We start from the raw sequence: 18,440 nt of genomic DNA, 5'->3' as shown, positions 1-18,440 counted from the left end.
TAGTAACGAGTTGATGTCAAAAGTTACATCTCCTCAGAATATTAATTATTATTTTTTATGCGCATTAACCGCAGCTGCCACAAAGTTTACAAAGATTGGGTGCGGATTTGCAACTGTACTTTTGTATTCTGGGTGGTATTGTACACCAATAAAAAATGGGTGATTTTCTAATTCTACAATTTCTACCAATCCTGTATCTGGGTTTACTCCAGAAGCTTTTAAACCAGCTTTCTGCAATTCATCAGCATATTTGTTGTTGTACTCATAACGGTGACGGTGACGCTCAGAAATTGTTTTCTGTCCGTAAATTTTATAAGCCAAAGTGTTTGGTTTAATATCACATTTCCAAGCACCTAAACGCATTGTTCCACCTTTATCTGTAATTGTTTTTTGCTCTTCCATTAAATTCACAACCGGATGAGGCGTTTTATCGTTCATCTCTGTAGAATTCGCTTCAGCATAACCTAAAATATTTCTAGAATACTCGATAACAGACATCTGCATTCCTAAACAAATTCCGAAAAACGGAATATTGTTTTCACGAACATAACGAACTGCTTCAATTTTTCCTTCAATACCTCTTTCTCCAAATCCAGGAGCAACTAAAACTCCGTCAAGAGTTCCTAGTTTCTCTTCAACGTTGTCAGCATTAATATGCTCTGAGTGAATCGAAATTACATTTACTTTAGTTTCATTTGCAGCACCTGCATGAATAAACGCTTCTAAAATAGATTTGTAACAATCCTGCATTTCTACGTATTTTCCAACCAAACCGATATTTACAGTATGTTTTGGACTTTTTAATCTGCGTAAGAAAGTATTCCAGTTTTTCAAATCTGGAGCAGCTTTTTTAGGCAAATCTAATTTCTTTAAAGCCACAACATCTAATCCTTCTTCAAGCATTAAATTTGGAACTTCATATATAGTAGAAGCATCAATCGATTGGATAACTGCTTCTTTCTTAACATTACAAAACAAAGCTAGTTTTTGACGTAATTCCTGAGATAATTCGTGCTCGGTTCTACAAACTAAAATATCAGCTTTGATTCCGCTTTCCATCAACGTTTTTACAGAGTGCTGTGTAGGTTTTGTTTTCAACTCACCTGCTGCAGCCAAATAAGGAACTAAAGTTAAGTGAATAACGATTCCGTTGTTTTCACCTAATTCCCAAACTAATTGACGAACAGACTCTATATAAGGTAGTGATTCGATATCACCCACAGTTCCACCAATTTCAGTAATAACGATATCATAATCGCCAGATTTACCTAGCAATTGCATTCTATCTTTGATTTCGTTTGTGATGTGAGGAACAACCTGAACTGTTTTTCCTAAAAATTCTCCTCTTCTTTCTTTTTCAATAACTGAAAGATACACTCTTCCTGTAGTAACGTTATTGGCCTGAGAAGTAGGAACATTCAAGAAACGTTCATAGTGACCTAAATCTAAATCTGTTTCTGCTCCATCATCTGTTACATAACATTCTCCATGCTCATACGGATTCAATGTTCCCGGATCCACATTAATATACGGATCAAATTTTTGAATAGTTGTACGGTATCCTCTTCCTTGTAACAATTTTGCTAAAGATGCTGCAATGATTCCTTTTCCTAATGAAGAAGTCACACCGCCTGTAACAAAAATATATTTTGTTTGATTCATTCTGTTGTTGTTTGTAAGTAGTTGTGTAAAAAACTTGGCAAAAGTACAAATTTAATTAGACAATTTATCAATTCAATTATGAGATAATTTGCAAATTTTTAAACAGATCAATTACTTGGTTTTGTAATCGATAATTTTAACTTTTAATTAGAGATTTTTATTGAGGAATGTGTTCGAAATCTATTTCTACTAAAGTTTTTTACCAGGGAAATGAATTTATTTAAAATAGGGAAGGTTATTTTAATTTATATCTCAAATTATCAAAGAATCTCTCTATAAGTCTTCGATCCTCAGTTATGATTTCCGCACTTCCTTTTGCTTCAGCATGAAAATTTAATTCAACACCATAATTGGTTTTCAATCCAAAAGGTAAACTAACATCTACAAGATAAGAGTTAACTTTATTTTGGCTATCAGATAAAGACTGCTGATTTGTTGCAAGTGAAATTCTTCTTACTTTTCCCTTTATTGAACCATATTCATTGTACGGATAATTATTAAGTTTAATAATTACACTTTGTCCTATTTTTACTTTTCCCGATCCGTTTTCCGGTAAATTAACTTGTCCAATTAATTGGTTATTGTCTGGCACAATTTTAAATAATTCTTGTCCAGACTGAATGTAGTCATTGTTTTTTATGAAATTTAGAAAATCAATTTTACCTTCAATGGGAGAAACAAAAACATAAGTTCGTTCCCATTTTTTTACTGCATCTATCAAATCATAGTAGCTATTAAACAAATTAACTACAAGTTCTCTTTCTTTAACCGCTTTTTCAATTGCAATAACCTGCGCTTTATTTTGGGCCTCATTTATCTGATAAGCAGTATTATTAATTTCCTTGTCAATAGCATAATAGTCTAATTCACTATTCGCTTTAGCAATGAGTGAATGCTCAATATCGGCTTTAGATGTTACATCTTTTGCGTATAGTGTTGAATCTTTTTTAAATAGACTTTGAGATATTTTATACTTTATTTTTTGATTTTCAGCGTCATTTTTCAATTGAGAAAATTTAGCTACCTGTAATTCTAATAACTTCTGATTTATTTGTTTTTGAAATTCATAAGGCTGTTGTACTGAATAATCTAAATATTGATATAACGAATTTAAAAAATTAAAATATTTGTTATTTATTTCACCTAGTGATAGATTTTCTGGAAATGAATGACGATTTTCTTTATAACTAAGCTGATGAATGTTTGTTTTAAAAAGCATGTTATTCAACAGCTTCACATCTTCCACATTTGCTTCATTTTTTATATAAGCCAAATATTCATCTCTTTTAACTTTCACTTCTGATTTATTGACCAACAAAATAATATTTCCCGAAGTTGAAGCAATAAGCTTAACCGGAGCCTGACGTGTATTTATAACAATTTGACCTGCTAATATTGACGGATATTTTATAAGCCAGCCAAATAAAAGCAAAAGTAAAACCAAACCAATTGCAACACCACTGATTGTAAAACCAAATTTAGTAGGCATTCTTTCAATTATCGAAGCCACTTCTTCCGTTCTGTTTTCATTAAGTGTTTTATGAAATCCTTTTTTAGCCATTTATAGTATCTCCTATTTGTGTTTTAACCAATTGATAATAATGTCCGCTCTCTCTGGTCATCAACATATCATGATTGCCAATTTCAGTGATATAGCCATTTTTCAAAACTATTATTTGATCTGCTTTTCGAATGGTACTCAATCTGTGAGCTACAACAATTACCGTTTTGTTTTTAAATATTTCTTCCAACGCGACTACTATTTTTTGCTCGTTGATAACATCTAAAGAATTTGTTGCCTCATCAAAAAATAAATAATCAGGATCTTTATACAAAGCCCTTGCAATTAAAACACGTTGTTTTTGTCCACCACTTAAGCCTCTTCCGCTTTCTCCCATCATTGTTTGATAACCTTTTGGCATCGCTTCAATTTCAGTCGCAATATTAGCAGCAGTTACCGCTTTTTTCAATCTTATAAAATCTATATTTTCATCATCTAAAACAATATTATTCTGAATTGTGTCGCTAAAAATTTTACCGTCTTGCATAACTGCACCACAGCTTTCGCGCCATTGCTTTAAATTAATATTCTGAATATTCAAATTTCCCATCGACAATTCACCATGAGTAGGATTATATAATCTTAAGATAAGTTTCAATAAAGTTGTTTTGCCACTTCCACTATCACCAACAATTGCGGTTACTTTTCCTTCAGGAATCATGAGAGAAATGTTACTTAAAATATAATCACCGTTACGGCTGTATTGAAAACTCACATTTCGTAAAAACAAACTTTTGTCTTCCGGTAGTTTTATATTATTGTTAATGTCATTTTCTTCTTCATTTTCAAGTTCATGTATTTCATTCAGTCTTAAAAAACTTATTTTAGCATATTGAGCCGATTGAACAAATGAAATGAACTGCATAATTGGACCATTGAGCATTCCTATTATAAACTGAGTCGAAATCATTACTCCAAAAGTGATATCTCCTTTTATTACTGCTTTGGCACAATAAAATGTAATTACTAAATTGGTTAATTGATTAATGAACTGGGCACCTAGATTTTGCGCATTTGTAATACGTAATATTTTTTGATCGATTTTGAATAACTGTACTTGAAGCGCTTCCCATTTCCATCTTTTTTGTTTTTCGTAATTATTGATTTTGATGTCTTGAATGCTTCCAATAGTTTCAACCCAATAACTTTGATTTTTTGTATGAACATCAAAATATTCCCAATCCAACTTTTTTCTAAATTGAAGAAAAAATAAAACCCATCCAATAAATAATGAACTTCCAACAACATAAATTAAGCATAAAATTGGACTGTAAATAAAAAGGATAATTCCGAAAATGAAAAAGGTCAAAATTGAGAATACAAAATTGAGCGAATTGTTCATTATGAAATCACGAATACGCTCATGATCTTGTGCACGTTGCAAAATATCTCCAATGAGCTTATTCTCAAAAAAAGTAATTGGCAGTCTCATTAATTTAATTAAATAATCAGAAATTAATGAAATGTTGATTCTTGAAGTTAAATGAAGTAAAATCCAATCCCGAATCATATTGCTTAACAAAATGCTTACAATAATCGTAATGTTCGCAATTAAAACCAGATCGATAAAATCTAAATCGTTTGTCTGAATACCAACATCTATTACTGATTTTGAAATAAATGGCAAAAATGCCTGCAATATTGTTACGATCAGCATTACTACAAATAAGTTTACAAAACTCTTTTTGTATGGAGTAAAATAACCTAAGAAATTTTCAAGTGTTTTACGCCTTTCTAATTTATCATTTATCGATCGTTGTTTAAAATCAGCCATAGGCTCGATAGCTAAAACCGCTCCTGTTTTAGATTCTTTTAACCAGCCTTTCTGAAAATTCTCAAATGAATATTTTAATAAACCTTTTGCAGGGTCAGAAACAAAAACTTGTTTGTTATTTATTTTATAAACAACAATAAAATGATTGTCCTGCCAATGCACAATGCAAGGCAACGGAATTACCTTTAACGTATCAAAATCTATCTTAATGCTTTTAGTACGCAAACTAATTTTTTCGCAGGCATCACTGAGATCTAAAAAACTTACACCCTCACGGGTGATACCACATAAATCGCGTAAAAAAGGCAGGCTGTAGAACCTGCCGTAATATTTAGCAATAATTTTGATGCACGTAGGTCCACAATCTTTTGCATCGAGCTGATGCTCGTGGGGAAAATTAATCATAAATAATTTTTACGTATTTTAAAACTTGCCACTTTTTACTAGAGGTCAGTAAATTCTAATATCAAACCAATAACATAAAGAACTGTAACAGGTACACAAAAACAATAAAAATTTAAAGTTTTACTATTAAAAAAGAGATCATCTTCAGAGAAATATTTTAATTTATTGCACACTTTATACATAAGGACCCAAAACAACATCAGACAAAATAGCCCTATCAAATGAATTGCAAAATTTTTATATTTTTCGTCCATAATTACTTTTATGTGATTTATTTATAGAGTTTAATAAAATCCCGAATCAAAGCATAAATCAATCCAAGTATTAAAAAAAAACTTAAATAAAACCTAAAAGTCAAACCTTTTAAATAAGAGTTTTTTTTATTAAAATCTTTCGGATCATGAAACTTCTTGAAGCGTATGACCCAAAAGAAAGCAAGAAAAAGTATCCCAAAAAAATAAATTATCAAATTTTCATACTTGTTCATAATATTCTATTTTCGCTCTAACCTTTTATAATCTGAATTAATATTTGTTTTCAATAATTCAAAAAACTTATGTTTCTTATTCTCTATCCTTTATAATAAGCAAATTAAAATTCATTTTCTTCAGAAAGGGTTAAAATCAGGAGTTCAAACTAAATTTTCCATTTTTATAATCTTCAAGTATTTTTTTTGCATTTTCAAAATCTTTTTCGTTTACCTGCAAAAAAACTGAATTAAAACCACCAGCGCTTAATAATGAAGGTTTTATCGTAGCCATATATTCATTTTCAATGTAACTTTCAATATTAAAGCTACTTAAAAGGTTCTTTATATTTATTACTTCAATGTAGCTAGCATTAAATAATACTACCATAATTTTTATTATTCAAATAGTTTAAAATTTTAGAAAAATTAAATCTTGTATTTATATGCTTTTGGAAATAAAAATGAGATTAAGCATTAGACCTTGTTAAACAAAATCTTTTCATATATTTTATTTTTTAAGTAATTCAAAGACTTCTCCTGCAAGATTTTCATAGCAAATCAATCCTTCTCTTTTATCCCAGAAGAAAGATTTCAGATAACCATTCTCTAAATTATACGCATTCAAACCAAGTTCAAAAATATAAACTGAAGTATACTTCCTGTGTGTCATTTTCAAGGTAACACTTTGACCATAGGCATGATTGTTATTTAAATCAATGCTATACAATCCAAAAGCATTGAAAGAAGGAAAATTTTGTAGTTCATCTTCCTCCTTATCTATACTAATTTCAACATCACAATACTTTCTGTTTTTGCAAAAGTTGGAAGTAAGCATTATATTCTTTTTACAATCTCTGCTCTTAAACAGATTTATAGTATTACCATTAGTGGTTTCAGAAACAATTATAGTGTCAAAATTTCCCAAATTACTTTTAAATATGATTATTTGACCCTTTTTATAAGCCACAAACCAATCCAATTCATCTTTTGAAAATTGTCTGTCTGAAGAATCACATGAACAAAAAAGCAAGAGTAATAAAATTGATAGTACAATTTTCATTCTATTTACTTTTTCAATAATTCAAACACTTCTCCTTCTTTCGTATCATATCTAACCAGTCCTTCTTTTTTGTTCCAATAAAAAGATTTAAGGTAATTATTACCAAAATTATTTGCATTATATCTATCTTCAAAACATAATGTCTCTAAGTACTTTTGAGAGGTTGTCAATTTTATTAATTTCTTTATAGGAGCTTCCTTTTGATGTATCTTAGAATAACTTAGAATAAATTAAACCAAAAAGGCTAAAACTCGGAAAACTTCGTTCATTTTCTTTATCCTTACTGATTGAAATTCCCCCGCCACAATAGCTTTCATTTTTGCAAGTTTTGGTTTTTAAATCAATATTAATCATATTATTTTGCACAGATCCAATTTCAAACCAATTACAATCTTTGTTACCATACCTTTCAACCTTATCAGTTATCGTGATTGTATCCATATTTGCTAAATTGCTTTTAAATATAAGTTGTTGCCCTTTTTGATAAGCAGAAAACCATTCTCGTTCATCTTTTGTCAAATGTGCCTCTCTACATGTGCATGAAGAAAAAATTACAACGATTAGAATTAATAGTTTAGTTTGCATAAATATCAATTTAGCTTTTATTTTTTAACGATTCAATAACAGAATCAATACTATGCCCATTTACGGATCCTGAAGTACTTGAGGGTGATAAAAAATGCTTTTCTCCTCCGGCAGTAGTTAATGCTGGATTAGATGCTTGCAATGCATTTAATGGATCAGTAGACATAATATATGCATTAGTATCCGAAATAAATCCAATACCTAATACAACAGCTGTTGAATAACTTAATCCAGCAGCATTAAATGTAGTTGCACTTTCACCAGTTGCTCGAGCATTTGCCTCTGCTAAGCCTCCTCCTAAAGAATGTCCTGTAAAAGATAATGCATCCCCTAGTAAATCTTTAAGAGCTTTAGCATTATTAACAGATTGTTGATACTGCAATGAAAGACCGCCCAACTGGATTACATCTGCAGCGATATCTGCCATACTCGCTTCTGTTCCCGCTGTAGCATAACAATACTCTTTTTTACCATTTATGTTCCTTTCATACAATTGCGATTTAAAACCTGAAGAAGGATTATTATAGGTTAATCCTGTGAACAGTTTAGACACCTCCCATCCATTAAGATCTGTATTATTGACATTGTCCCCATAAACTGCTTTCGACATCACTGCAGCCTCAAGTGCAGTTGGCTTAGAAGTACTTCCATGTATAGTCATTCCAAACCAAGATTGATATGTTGAAGTTGTTGTGCTACCACTACCCATTGTGACACCACCACTTCCCATTAAAATTCCGGTGTTTAATTTTAAATTACCATTATCAATCACAATACCAATTGGAATCGAGCTTGGTCCTTTGTAACTGTTAATCACAGTTACGTTCTCCAACCACCCTCCATAAATAATATTATTTTGAGCTCTACCAGCAGCTGTTGTTTCATTTAATAAAAAAGTATTAATCCCTTCACTGGGGTCAGCACCTCTTGAATAATTACTATTAATAAGTCCAAATAACCTATTTATTGAAAGAGCATCAGTAGTAATCATACCATTAGAAGTTGTTACCCAACCAGTTCCATTTGATACTGGAGCGCCATTATTATTGGTTGTCCCACTACCATAACTTCCACCATAATTGGTTGTTCCGTAACCATAAGTATTTTGGTTTGATGAAATTGATGGATTACTATAATTTCCATTTGGGGTAAATAATAAAGTTCCAGCGGGACTAAATTGTGAAGACAAACCTCTATCACTCGCATAATATCCCATATTCCCAGAGCCTCCACCGGACACAAAGCCGCCTGCTATTGGTTGTGTGTAATAACTCCCATCTACAACAGACCCACTGCCTGCCATAATAAACTTCATATCTTCAATAGAGATATTCCCTACTAAAGCATCAAAACTCATCTTTTTTAATACTCTCATTTTATTTATATTTTTTGATTGGTTTGATAAAAATAAAACAAATAAATTAAATTAGTAAGTTTTTTATTGTTAAAATTTAATTTATGACTTAATGTGTGATCTTAACGGGACCAATTTTATAGAAATCCGGAATTTTTTTAAGAGCTATTTTAGGAGAGTAAGTTTTTTTAATCCAAAAAAGATGAAACAGCAACCCTTCGAATTCGTTTTTATAAATAATTTTTCCATTTTCAAAAACTACATCGCCTGTATAACCTTCAATAATGATAAAGTCAAAATGAGCTCTAATTTCTCTTGTTATTTCTGCTGCTTTGATAAGATGAGTGAAGCTTACAATTTCAGTATGAATTTCAAAAATTGATCTTCCATAAGTAAGTGGATCCCAAGCAAAATTACATTCGTCAAAACAATAATGCTTCGGGTTTGAAAAAACAAATTTATAATCTTTGCTCTTCATGAAAAAAGTATTCATTTTTTCATTATTCCGATAAAGCCCAAAACAACCTGTCGTATAATCATGTCGCATACTTATGAAATCATAAGAAGCTAAAAAATCTTCAGTAAGAAATAATCGAATGTCACCAAATATAATATCAAGATCACTTTGTGCCCAAAAATCATAATCCTTAACAATTTCAGGAAACAAAAAACCATAAGCAGGTTTAAAATCACATAATTTATATGGATAATCAATACTGACTTTGAAACCAAGCTTTTCAGATGCAGAAGCTTTTATCTCATCAAGTGTTTTGTAGATTATTTTTACATTATCCGGTTTGTTGTCAATCTTATTTTTATTATGAGTAATAATATAAAAATCGACAGTTGGGTTAAAAGAGCAAGAATGTAAAAAATAAGGAAAGTACCAAGGGAATTTGCCATACCAGCAAGTAATACTTGCTATAGAAGTAAGTTTAGGCATAAAAAAAATATTATAATTTAAAAAACACTGACTTGTACACATTTATGAATTCAGTCTTGAATTCTGTGGTATCACTTTGTTTTTGGAAATTATAATATTTTTGTATTTCAAACTTAAATAAAAAAAATCAAACTACCAAAGATTTTTCTTACTATTTTATAGGTTTTGGATATTGTTTCTTAATATTACGTATCAATTCTTCTAATCCATTTAATTTTAACTCATAAATAAGCTGTAATTGTTGTCCTAATTCTCCATTTGGAAAACCTTTATTATGATACCAAACCACATAATATTCGGGTAAATCAATTAAAAAACGTCCTTCGTATTTCCCGAAAGGCATTTTGGTATGCGCTAATTTTATGAGAAGTTTTTTGTCTTGTTCCATAGTTTAGAAGAAGAAAGAAGCAAGATGAAAGACTTATATTCTCTTCTTTTCTGCTTCAATCGCTTACAAAACTATCACTTATTTTCTCTTTTGCCACAGATTAAAAGAATTTACAAGGATTAAAAGCGTAGCATCTCAGAATCTCAGATATTTAAAACAAAAAAAGAAGCAAGAAAAAAGAATCTTTTTTTAATTCTCTCTTCCTGCTTCAAAATTATTATTTAACTAATTACTAATTTCTAAAATACTGAAAAAAACTTAGAATCTCAGAACCTTAGCATCTTAGAACCTTAATAATGCCATCTCACAAAAGCTTCCATCGCTGCATAAGTTGCCAAACCTAATTGCTGATATAAAGCTGCTGTTTCGCTGTTTCTGTCTTCGGCTCTCTGCCAAAATTCTCTGGCATCAGTTCCTTGGAAGACAACGCCGTCTTTTTGAGATTGATGTTTGAAGATTCCGTGGCGTTTTGCTAAAACTTGGTCTGGGCTCATTGGTACAGCCATTTCAACTTCGTCAATTCCCCATTCCTGCCAAGCACCGCGGTACAACCATAACCAACAATCATCCATAAATGATTTTGGTTTTAAAACTTTTACAGCTTCAAAAATAGCGTCCAGACAAACTTTGTGCGTTCCGTGTGGATCTGCTAAATCTCCTGCAGCGTAGATTTGATGTGGTTTAATTTTTTCGATTAAATCAACTGTTAACTGAATATCTTCGTGACCAATTGGTTTTTTCTCAATTGTTCCGGTTTCATAAAAAGGCAATTCCATAAAATGAATTTGACTATCTGGCAAACCAACAAAATGACTTGTTGCTCTCGCCTCTCCTTTTCTAATTAATCCTTTAATGTAACGAACCTCCGGAATATCAATTTCACTGTTCTTTTTATTCTCTAAAAAGGTGTGTGCTTTTTGATAAATGTTATCTGCCTCTGCACTTTTGATTCCGAATTTCTCGTTATAATCAATCACGAATCTTGCAAAACGCAGCGCCTCATCATCCGCGACAGCGATATTTCCTGAAGTTTGATACGCAACATGTACTTCGTGACCTTGCTCCTGCAGACGCATGAAAGTTCCTCCCATACTGATAATATCATCATCTGGATGCGGACTAAAAATCAATACACGCTTTTTAGCCGGTTCAGCTCTTTCAGGACGATTTGTGTCGTCTGCATTTGGTTTTCCGCCTGGCCAGCCCGTAATTGTATTTTGAAGTTTGTTGAAAATTTTAATATTCGTATCATATGCTGGACCAGAATCTGCTAATAAATCGCTCATTCCGTTTTCGATATAATCAGCATCTGTAAGTTTTAAAATTGGTTTTTTAAGATCTAAAGCCAATCCTAAAACTGCTTTACGAGTTAATTTATCTGTCCAAACAATTTTTTCAACCAACCAAGGTTTGTTGATTCTTGTTAATTTTGAAGAAGCTTCTTTATCTAAAATAAAAACAGCATTATCATGTTCCTGCAAAAACGAAGCTGGAACTCTATTTGTAACTTCATCCTCAACAGATCTTTTTACAATATTTGCTTTTCCTTCTCCCCAAGCCAATAAAATTACTCTTTTGGCTTCCATGATTTTTTTAACTCCGAGTGTGATTGCCGTTCTTGGCGTATTGTTCAATCCGAAGAAATCTTTACTTGCCGCTACTCTTGTAATATGATCTAAAGCCACTAAACGTGTTTTAGAGTTTTGAAGCGAACCCGATTCATTAAAACCGATATGTCCGTTTCCTCCAATTCCAAGAATTTGCAAATCAATACCGCCCAAAGCTTCGATTTTAGCTTCATATTCATGACAATAATCAGCAATTTGTTCTTTTGTCAAAAGTCCGTCTGGAACGTGCGCGTTTTCAGGTAAAATATCGACATGATCAAACAGCAATTCTTTCATAAAACGAACATAACTGTTGATTGAGTTTGGTTCCATTGGATAATATTCATCCAAATTAAAACTGATTACGTTTTTAAAACTCAAACCTTCTTCTTTATGCAAGCGAACTAATTCAGCATAAAGCCCTTTTGGAGAAGAACCTGTTGCCAAACCTAAAATACAAGGCTGATTTTCTTTTTGTTTTGATTGAATTAAAGCTGCAATTTCTTGAGCAACTGCTTTTGAAGCATCTGACGAATTTTCAAAAACAACCGTATTGATGTTTTCGAATCGTTTTTCGAATCCCGTTGCTTTGTCGATTTTACTTTTTAACATGATATAGTTTTTTTAATTTCTCTTATTTATTCTACCATCTTCTGTATTTATGCCCTTTTACAGCATAAAAAAGAATCATTAAATACGATGGTAAAAGCATTAAATAGGCCAATTGATTTCCGCTTCGTGATGTTTCCACTGTTCCAGCTTCAATATTTGCTGTATTTATTGTTTCGGTGATCAAGCCATAAAACAAAGGAAAAATAGCACCGCCAATAATTCCCATAATTAAAATAGCACTTCCTATTTTAGTGTATCCGCCTAAATCTTCTAACGCCATTGGCCAAATTGCCGGCCAACAAAGTGCATTTGCCAAACCTAACATTGCAACCAATAAAATCACAATTGGCAAACTTGGAATTCCTGGCAGTTGAATTGCCAATTTTGGCGAAATCAGAACTATTGCCAGAACCAAAATGATTCCTAAAACTCCAGATCCTTTTAAAGCCGTAACCTGCGAAAGGTATTTTGGAATCAATGTTATTCCTAAAATATACCCCACAACCATCGCCGACATTGTAAAAGAAGTTAGTTTTAAATAAAAATTTCCTTCGTCGCCGTAAACGCCTAATTGTTTTCCAAAACCTCCAATTGAATCTCCAGCCAAAACTTCGGCTGCCAAATACAGCATTAAAGTGATTACTCCTAAAACCAATTGAGGACGTTTGAATGCATTTTTAATTTGTTGGAAAATACTCAAATTTGAAATATTTCCTTCTTCATCTAAATCAATTTCTGGGAGCGGCGAAAGCTTCACAAATAAAGCTAACACTATAATAATCAATCCCATATAAAGATAAGGTCTTTGTAATTGTAATGCAAGAGAATTTAAAGCATTTGATTTTGAGACTGAATCCAGCATCGCAATCTTGTCTGCCGTGAACTCTTGCATATTAGACAAAACCAAAGCTGTTAATATAATTGGCGCCACAAATCCGGCTAATTTATTGGCAATCCCTAAAACGCTGATTCTTGCTGCGGCACTTTCTCTCGGACCAATTACAACTACATAAGGATTTGAAGCCGTTTGTAAAATTGCTAAACCAGTTCCCATGACAAAGAGCGCTATTAAAAACAGTAAAAAAGTACGGCTTTCGGCTGCTGGATAAAACAAAAATGCTCCTAAAGCAATTATCAATAATCCGAGCGAAATACCATTTTTGTAGCCTACTTTTTCGATAACCCATGATGATGGCACTGCCATGACAAAATATGCAATATAAAAGGCAAAAGTTACAAAGTAAGCCTGAGAAGAAGACAACTCACAAGCTAATTCAAAAAATGGAATTAAAGGTCCGTTTAGCCAGGTTACAAATCCGAGAATAAAAAATAATGCGGTCAGGATAACCATCGGAATAATTGCATTCCTTTTTTCTGCTTGGATGACATTTTCAATGTTCGACATAATACTTTGGGTTGATTGTTAATAGATTTTTTACTTTCAATCTATGATAGAATCAACACTAAATAATTGTATTGCGATTTTTACGCAATATTCTGCGATTTTTTTGCAATACAAAAGTAATATATTAAGTTAGACTTATCCCTAAAATAGATATGAAATTTTTGTTAATATTTTTTAAGATTCCCAGTCCAGTACTGGATAGTGTTTTTTAAGATATTCTTTAACGTCGGCGATATCTTCTTTTGCAGTTAAATCAGGAACATGCTCAGAAAACGGAATTCCGATAGTTGTGTTTGGATTTGCTTTTACAGAATTCAACAGCACTGTCGGCAACTCTTTTTCATCTCTTTCAGGATTTACCGGACAATTTTCTAAATGCGTGTACAATGTTTTTCCTGTAAATTTAAAAGCATTCATACTCACTCTTATTTTGCCTTCAACATCTTTATAATGTTCTAAATCTGAAGCTTCTGGTTTTTCTAAAATATCCAACAGCTGATTATTTTCATCTAATTTTGCAATTGCGAAACGTGAAATTCTTTCTAAAGGAAACTCTAAAGCATCGCGATCATAACTGATAAATGCATTGGGACTTTCTGTTTTTCTTAGAGCCAATAAAGCTTCAGCAGAATATAAATTATCGCTGTTGCAAACAGAATATTCTAATTCATTCAGCTCCGGAAATTGCTCAACAGCTTGAAAAAGAGCATCTGCAGTCCCAAAAGGCTTTACTCTTCCTTCCGGAATATATTGAACAGCAAATGAAATGTTCAAACCATGAAAATCATTATCTGTATCGTGATTTCCATAAAATTCTTTAAACAATTGCCCTTGTTCGCCAATAATGATATAAATGTTTTGATAACCTGCTTTTTTGGCATTCAACAAAAGATAATCCAATAAAGGTCTTCCGCTTGAACCAACGCCTATCAAGCCTTTGCTTCGTTCGTTTGCCTGAGCGATTTCTTCTGGAGTTAAATTATCTGTAATGGCTTCTTTTTTCATACGAGACGATGCTCCGCCCGCAAGAATAACTAAATTGTTGTGCATATTTTTTCTCTAAATTTCAATGTTTTCAATAATTCGCGCTCCAGGATCAACCGCAACGCCATACGCCTCTTGTGCGCCCGCTTTTAAAATTGCTTCGGTAACTTGAGCTTCTTTTTCAGGATCAGCAATAACAACAATGCTTCCGCCACCGCCAGAACCTACGATTTTAGCTCCATAAGCACCCGCGCGCAAAGCGGCATTGATCATGTCATCGATTCGAGGTACTGTAATTTTCAATAAATCGCGCAAAACTTCATGATGCTGATTCATCCAAAAACCAATTTTTTTAAGATCTAAAACTGGTTTTTCAAACTCTTTTAAAGCTTCTTTCGTGTAATGATAATTTTTTAAAGCGGCTTCAAAAAACGGAATCAAACGATCTGGAAGACAGTTTTTATATCGGTCAACATCTTCAATTTCAGAAGTGTTTAAATCGAAGTCAGGGTAATTTTGTTTCACAATATCAATAGACATTAAAGCATTTCCTTTTAACTCTCCAATTAATCCGATTGTTTCTTTTGGAACGCCAGAAACCCCTGTAATCAAACCTTTTAATTCTGTTCCAATGCATTGATATGAAAAAGGAACTTTTGTATTTATATAAACAATATTTCCTGCTCCAATACTAAAATGATCCATCATTCCGCCTGGTTCTCCGTGTTCTAGAACCTCAGATGCGTATCCAATTTTGGCAATAAAATCAGGAGTTGGCTCTTCATCGACTCCAAAAGCTTCAATTAAAAACCGAATCCAAGCCATTAATAAGGCCGATGAACTTGATGTCCCCGAATTAATTGGAATATCGCCCGTAATTGTAATAGTATAACCCGTCGTAGGAACGCATCCATGTCTTCTCAAAACGCGCAATGATGAAGCGAAATAATCTCGCGGCTCCAGTTTTTCAAAAGTTGCATTAATATCAATGACGCGAACCTCATTAATATCAATCATATTAATAACAAATGTATTGGTCTTATTTTGCTCTGCTGTCAGCTTTATGTTTCGGTCTATCGCGCAGGCAATAACAGGCAAACCTAAATAGTCCTGATGATCTCCAAAGAGACAAGTACGGCCTGGGGCTAATGAAGTAATTTTTTTCATGTAAAAATTTTACATTAAAATATTAAAAACCAATGTTTTGTAATATTTTTGGTTATAAATTTATTTTTGATTTTCGTTTTTGATTTTACGAAACTATATATTATATTTTGATAAAACAAGAAAATATTAAAAAATGTGCTCGAGCACACTAAAATTTATGTTCTCGAGCACAATAACTAATATGAAGTATTTTTTTTCCTGATAATTAAATCAAAGTTTTTATATTTGCTTATATGGATAAAAAATACACAATTAAGGATATAGCACAAATGGCCGGAGTTTCTAAAGGAACTGTAGATCGTGTTTTGCATAATAGAGGAAAGGTTTCTCCTGCAGCGCTGGAGAAAATCAATGAAGTACTGAATGTTATTGACTACGAGCCAAACTTGATTGCCCGAAATTTAAAAAGCACCAAAGTTTATCGCATATGTGTTTTGCTTCCTGATCCTGCATTCGATCCATACTGGCTTCCTTGTGTCAACGGAATTCAGGATGCCATACTTGAATTCAAAGCTTACAACGTCATTATTGAGACACACTACTTTAATCCCGAAAGCACAAAATCATTTTTAAAAGTCAACGAAACCATTATTGCACAATCGCCCGATGCTGTTTTGCTTACGCCGCTTTTTCATAAAGAAACCGTAGAAATCATAAAACAGTATGACGAATTGGGGGTTATGGTAAATACATTCAACAACGAAGTTGAATCTTCTTCTATCAAAAGTTTTGTGGGCCAGGATTTACATAAAAGCGGACGCGTTGCCGCCAGTTTAATGAATTTGATTTTAAATCAAGGTCAGATTGCCATTATACATATTGATGAAAGCCTTAAAAATGCTGTGCATATGCAGGAAAAGGAAAAAGGATTCAGAAATTATTTTGACGAAAAAGAGCTTCCAGACTTTTCTTTAACCACACTTAAGCTGAAATATTCGAATATTGAAACAAAATTTGCATCATTTTTAGAAGAAAATCCAAATTTAGCCGGCATTTTCATTACTACTTCAAAAGCATATCAAATTGCCTCTCTTTTATCTTTGGCAAAAAACAAAAAAATTGCGCTTATCGGCTACGACTTGATCGAGAAAAACGTCAATTTCCTAAACCAAGGCTTGGTGCATTTTTTAATTCACCAAAATCAAAAAAGACAGGCTTATTTAGGAGTCAGCACATTAGTAGAATATTTTTTATTCCGAAAAGAAATTCCAGAAACGATTCTATTGCCAATCGATATTATCAATGTCGAAAATGCATGTTTTTATTCGTAAGATGCTAAGTCGCTAAGATTCTAAGGTACTAAGCTTTTTATACTTTGAGAAATATTTCTCGCAAAGTCGCGAAGTCGCAAAGTTTATTAAAACAACTTTTCTACACAGTGAGTCATTTCTGCAAAGGTTAAATATCGAGTATAACATTTTTCGACTTCGCGACTTTGCGAGATTAAATGTCACTACTAAACTTTATTTGATCATCTTAGTAAAATCAATTTCCCAAAAGAAGAAGCAATATGAAAATTTGGTTCGGCAGTATTTGGATTTACCCATGAAATCCAAGTTGGCTCGTAATTTTGATTTTCATCTATAGAAAATTTAGCTCTAAAAACGCCTGTTTCGATTACATTATCTTGAATCAAACCCAACTGATTCAATGATTTAACGCTAATTCTTCCTTCAACAGTAAAAGAAGTTTCATCTTTTGATGATTTTAAGCTTATTTCTTCTTTTGGCCATTTCCAATCAAAATCAAATACTTTACCCGGAAGCGCTTCAAAATCCATTAATCTTGCTGAAGTATCCATTTCGAGGCAATAATATGGATTTAACGAATTATTTTTTCTGAAAAAAAGCTCAACACGGTCAGAGTTTCCAATACTGTCAAAACCATTGTCTTTTTCATCAATATAAATCTCGGAATCAAAAACTTTGAACTTAAAATATAGATTATCAAAATCCCAAAGCGCGCGAAATTCAATTTTTGAAAATGATTCATTGCTCCAAGGCGACGAAAAATCAACAAGAGAATTTGCATTTTCCCACGAAGAAGAATCCAATATTGAATCCCCATTTCTCCTATTTTCGTCGATTAAAACTACTTGATATTCTTTCATCATTTGGTTTAAAATTTTGTTGTTATTTGGTTTTCAATAAAAGTCAAAATGACCTCAAGTGTTTTTTTGTTTTTGAGTCTTTTTGAAACAAAGTTATCACATCTCAAACTTCAGTTAAAAAAGGCATTATTTCTTGGACAAAAACTAAAATTTTGCCTCATAAAACCCATAAGAAAAGACTGCTTAATTTCTACATTTTCCAGCAAGTAATTGCGAAATTCACAAGTTTTTCAAAAAACACCATTTATTATTCAAAAACCATCCGTTTTATATAACCGCTAATTTCTAAAAAAATTTAAAAATATCATATCATTTTAGATTAAAAAAAACGATTTGCATAATTTTATGTGCTCG

Annotated in this window: 15 protein-coding genes; 1 reads left to right on the top strand and 14 read right to left on the bottom strand. The window is 32.2% G+C overall.

Annotated features, from left to right (window positions below; translation table 11 throughout):
* Positions 1 to 48 precede the first annotated feature (48 nt).
* The 13 genes from RB619_RS01510 to RB619_RS01450 form a co-directional block, all read right to left on the bottom strand.
* Positions 49 to 1,662 (bottom strand): CTP synthase, encoded by a 1,614-nt coding sequence (locus tag RB619_RS01510; RefSeq protein ID WP_308093257.1) that lies wholly within the window; start codon positions 1,660 to 1,662, stop codon positions 49 to 51.
* A gap of 235 nt (positions 1,663 to 1,897) precedes the next feature.
* Positions 1,898 to 3,223 carry an HlyD family efflux transporter periplasmic adaptor subunit gene (locus tag RB619_RS01505; protein WP_308093254.1) on the bottom strand — a complete coding sequence of 442 codons (1,326 nt, stop codon included), beginning with the start codon at positions 3,221 to 3,223 and terminating at the stop codon, positions 1,898 to 1,900.
* Entirely contained in the window at positions 3,216 to 5,402 is a 2,187-nt protein-coding gene (locus RB619_RS01500; protein ID WP_308093253.1) for a peptidase domain-containing ABC transporter, read from the bottom strand. Before RB619_RS01500 ends, RB619_RS01505 begins: the two co-directional genes overlap by 8 nt.
* A gap of 623 nt (positions 5,403 to 6,025) precedes the next feature.
* Positions 6,026 to 6,259, bottom strand: coding sequence for a DUF2007 domain-containing protein (locus RB619_RS01495; RefSeq protein ID WP_308093252.1), 234 nt, complete (start codon positions 6,257 to 6,259; stop codon positions 6,026 to 6,028).
* Between the two features lie 120 nt (positions 6,260 to 6,379).
* Positions 6,380 to 6,931, bottom strand: coding sequence for a hypothetical protein (locus RB619_RS01490; RefSeq protein WP_308093251.1), 552 nt, complete (start codon positions 6,929 to 6,931; stop codon positions 6,380 to 6,382).
* A 210-nt stretch (positions 6,932 to 7,141) separates the two neighbouring features.
* Positions 7,142 to 7,516, bottom strand: a complete 375-nt coding sequence (locus tag RB619_RS01485) for a hypothetical protein (RefSeq protein WP_308093248.1) — start codon at positions 7,514 to 7,516, stop codon at positions 7,142 to 7,144.
* Positions 7,517 to 7,526: 10 nt separating this feature from the next.
* Complete coding sequence (locus tag RB619_RS01480) at positions 7,527 to 8,756, bottom strand: hypothetical protein (RefSeq protein ID WP_308093246.1); 1,230 nt, start codon at positions 8,754 to 8,756, stop codon at positions 7,527 to 7,529.
* 223 nt (positions 8,757 to 8,979) lie between these two features.
* Positions 8,980 to 9,813: a DUF6625 family protein gene (locus tag RB619_RS01475; RefSeq protein ID WP_308093244.1), complete on the bottom strand. Its 834-nt coding sequence runs from the start codon at positions 9,811 to 9,813 to the stop codon at positions 8,980 to 8,982.
* Between the two features lie 151 nt (positions 9,814 to 9,964).
* Positions 9,965 to 10,201 carry a DUF3820 family protein gene (locus RB619_RS01470; protein WP_155100644.1) on the bottom strand — a complete coding sequence of 79 codons (237 nt, stop codon included), beginning with the start codon at positions 10,199 to 10,201 and terminating at the stop codon, positions 9,965 to 9,967.
* A gap of 290 nt (positions 10,202 to 10,491) precedes the next feature.
* Positions 10,492 to 12,420 (bottom strand): glucosamine-6-phosphate deaminase, encoded by a 1,929-nt coding sequence (nagB, locus tag RB619_RS01465; RefSeq protein WP_308093240.1) that lies wholly within the window; start codon positions 12,418 to 12,420, stop codon positions 10,492 to 10,494.
* A 31-nt stretch (positions 12,421 to 12,451) separates the two neighbouring features.
* A complete protein-coding gene (locus RB619_RS01460) occupies positions 12,452 to 13,825 on the bottom strand; it encodes a sugar MFS transporter (protein ID WP_308093238.1) in 1,374 nt (457 codons plus the stop codon).
* Between the two features lie 174 nt (positions 13,826 to 13,999).
* The gene (locus tag RB619_RS01455; protein ID WP_308093235.1) at positions 14,000 to 14,875 is read right to left on the bottom strand and encodes a sugar phosphate nucleotidyltransferase; all 876 of its coding nucleotides are present in this window, start codon (positions 14,873 to 14,875) and stop codon (positions 14,000 to 14,002) included.
* Between the two features lie 9 nt (positions 14,876 to 14,884).
* Positions 14,885 to 15,976, bottom strand: coding sequence for a galactokinase family protein (locus RB619_RS01450; protein WP_308093232.1), 1,092 nt, complete (start codon positions 15,974 to 15,976; stop codon positions 14,885 to 14,887).
* A gap of 233 nt (positions 15,977 to 16,209) precedes the next feature.
* Between RB619_RS01450 and RB619_RS01445 the strand changes: the two genes are divergently transcribed.
* Positions 16,210 to 17,247 carry a LacI family DNA-binding transcriptional regulator gene (locus RB619_RS01445; RefSeq protein WP_308093230.1) on the top strand — a complete coding sequence of 346 codons (1,038 nt, stop codon included), beginning with the start codon at positions 16,210 to 16,212 and terminating at the stop codon, positions 17,245 to 17,247.
* 200 nt (positions 17,248 to 17,447) lie between these two features.
* Here RB619_RS01445 and RB619_RS01440 read toward each other — a convergent pair whose 3' ends face one another.
* Positions 17,448 to 18,089, bottom strand: coding sequence for a sugar-binding protein (locus RB619_RS01440; RefSeq protein ID WP_308093228.1), 642 nt, complete (start codon positions 18,087 to 18,089; stop codon positions 17,448 to 17,450).
* Positions 18,090 to 18,440: the final 351 nt, after the last annotated feature.

Origin of the sequence: Flavobacterium sp. LHD-80 (assembly GCF_030929605.1) — a bacterium.
Taxonomy (GTDB): domain Bacteria; phylum Bacteroidota; class Bacteroidia; order Flavobacteriales; family Flavobacteriaceae; genus Flavobacterium.
This window is presented reverse-complemented; position numbering and strand designations above follow the sequence as displayed.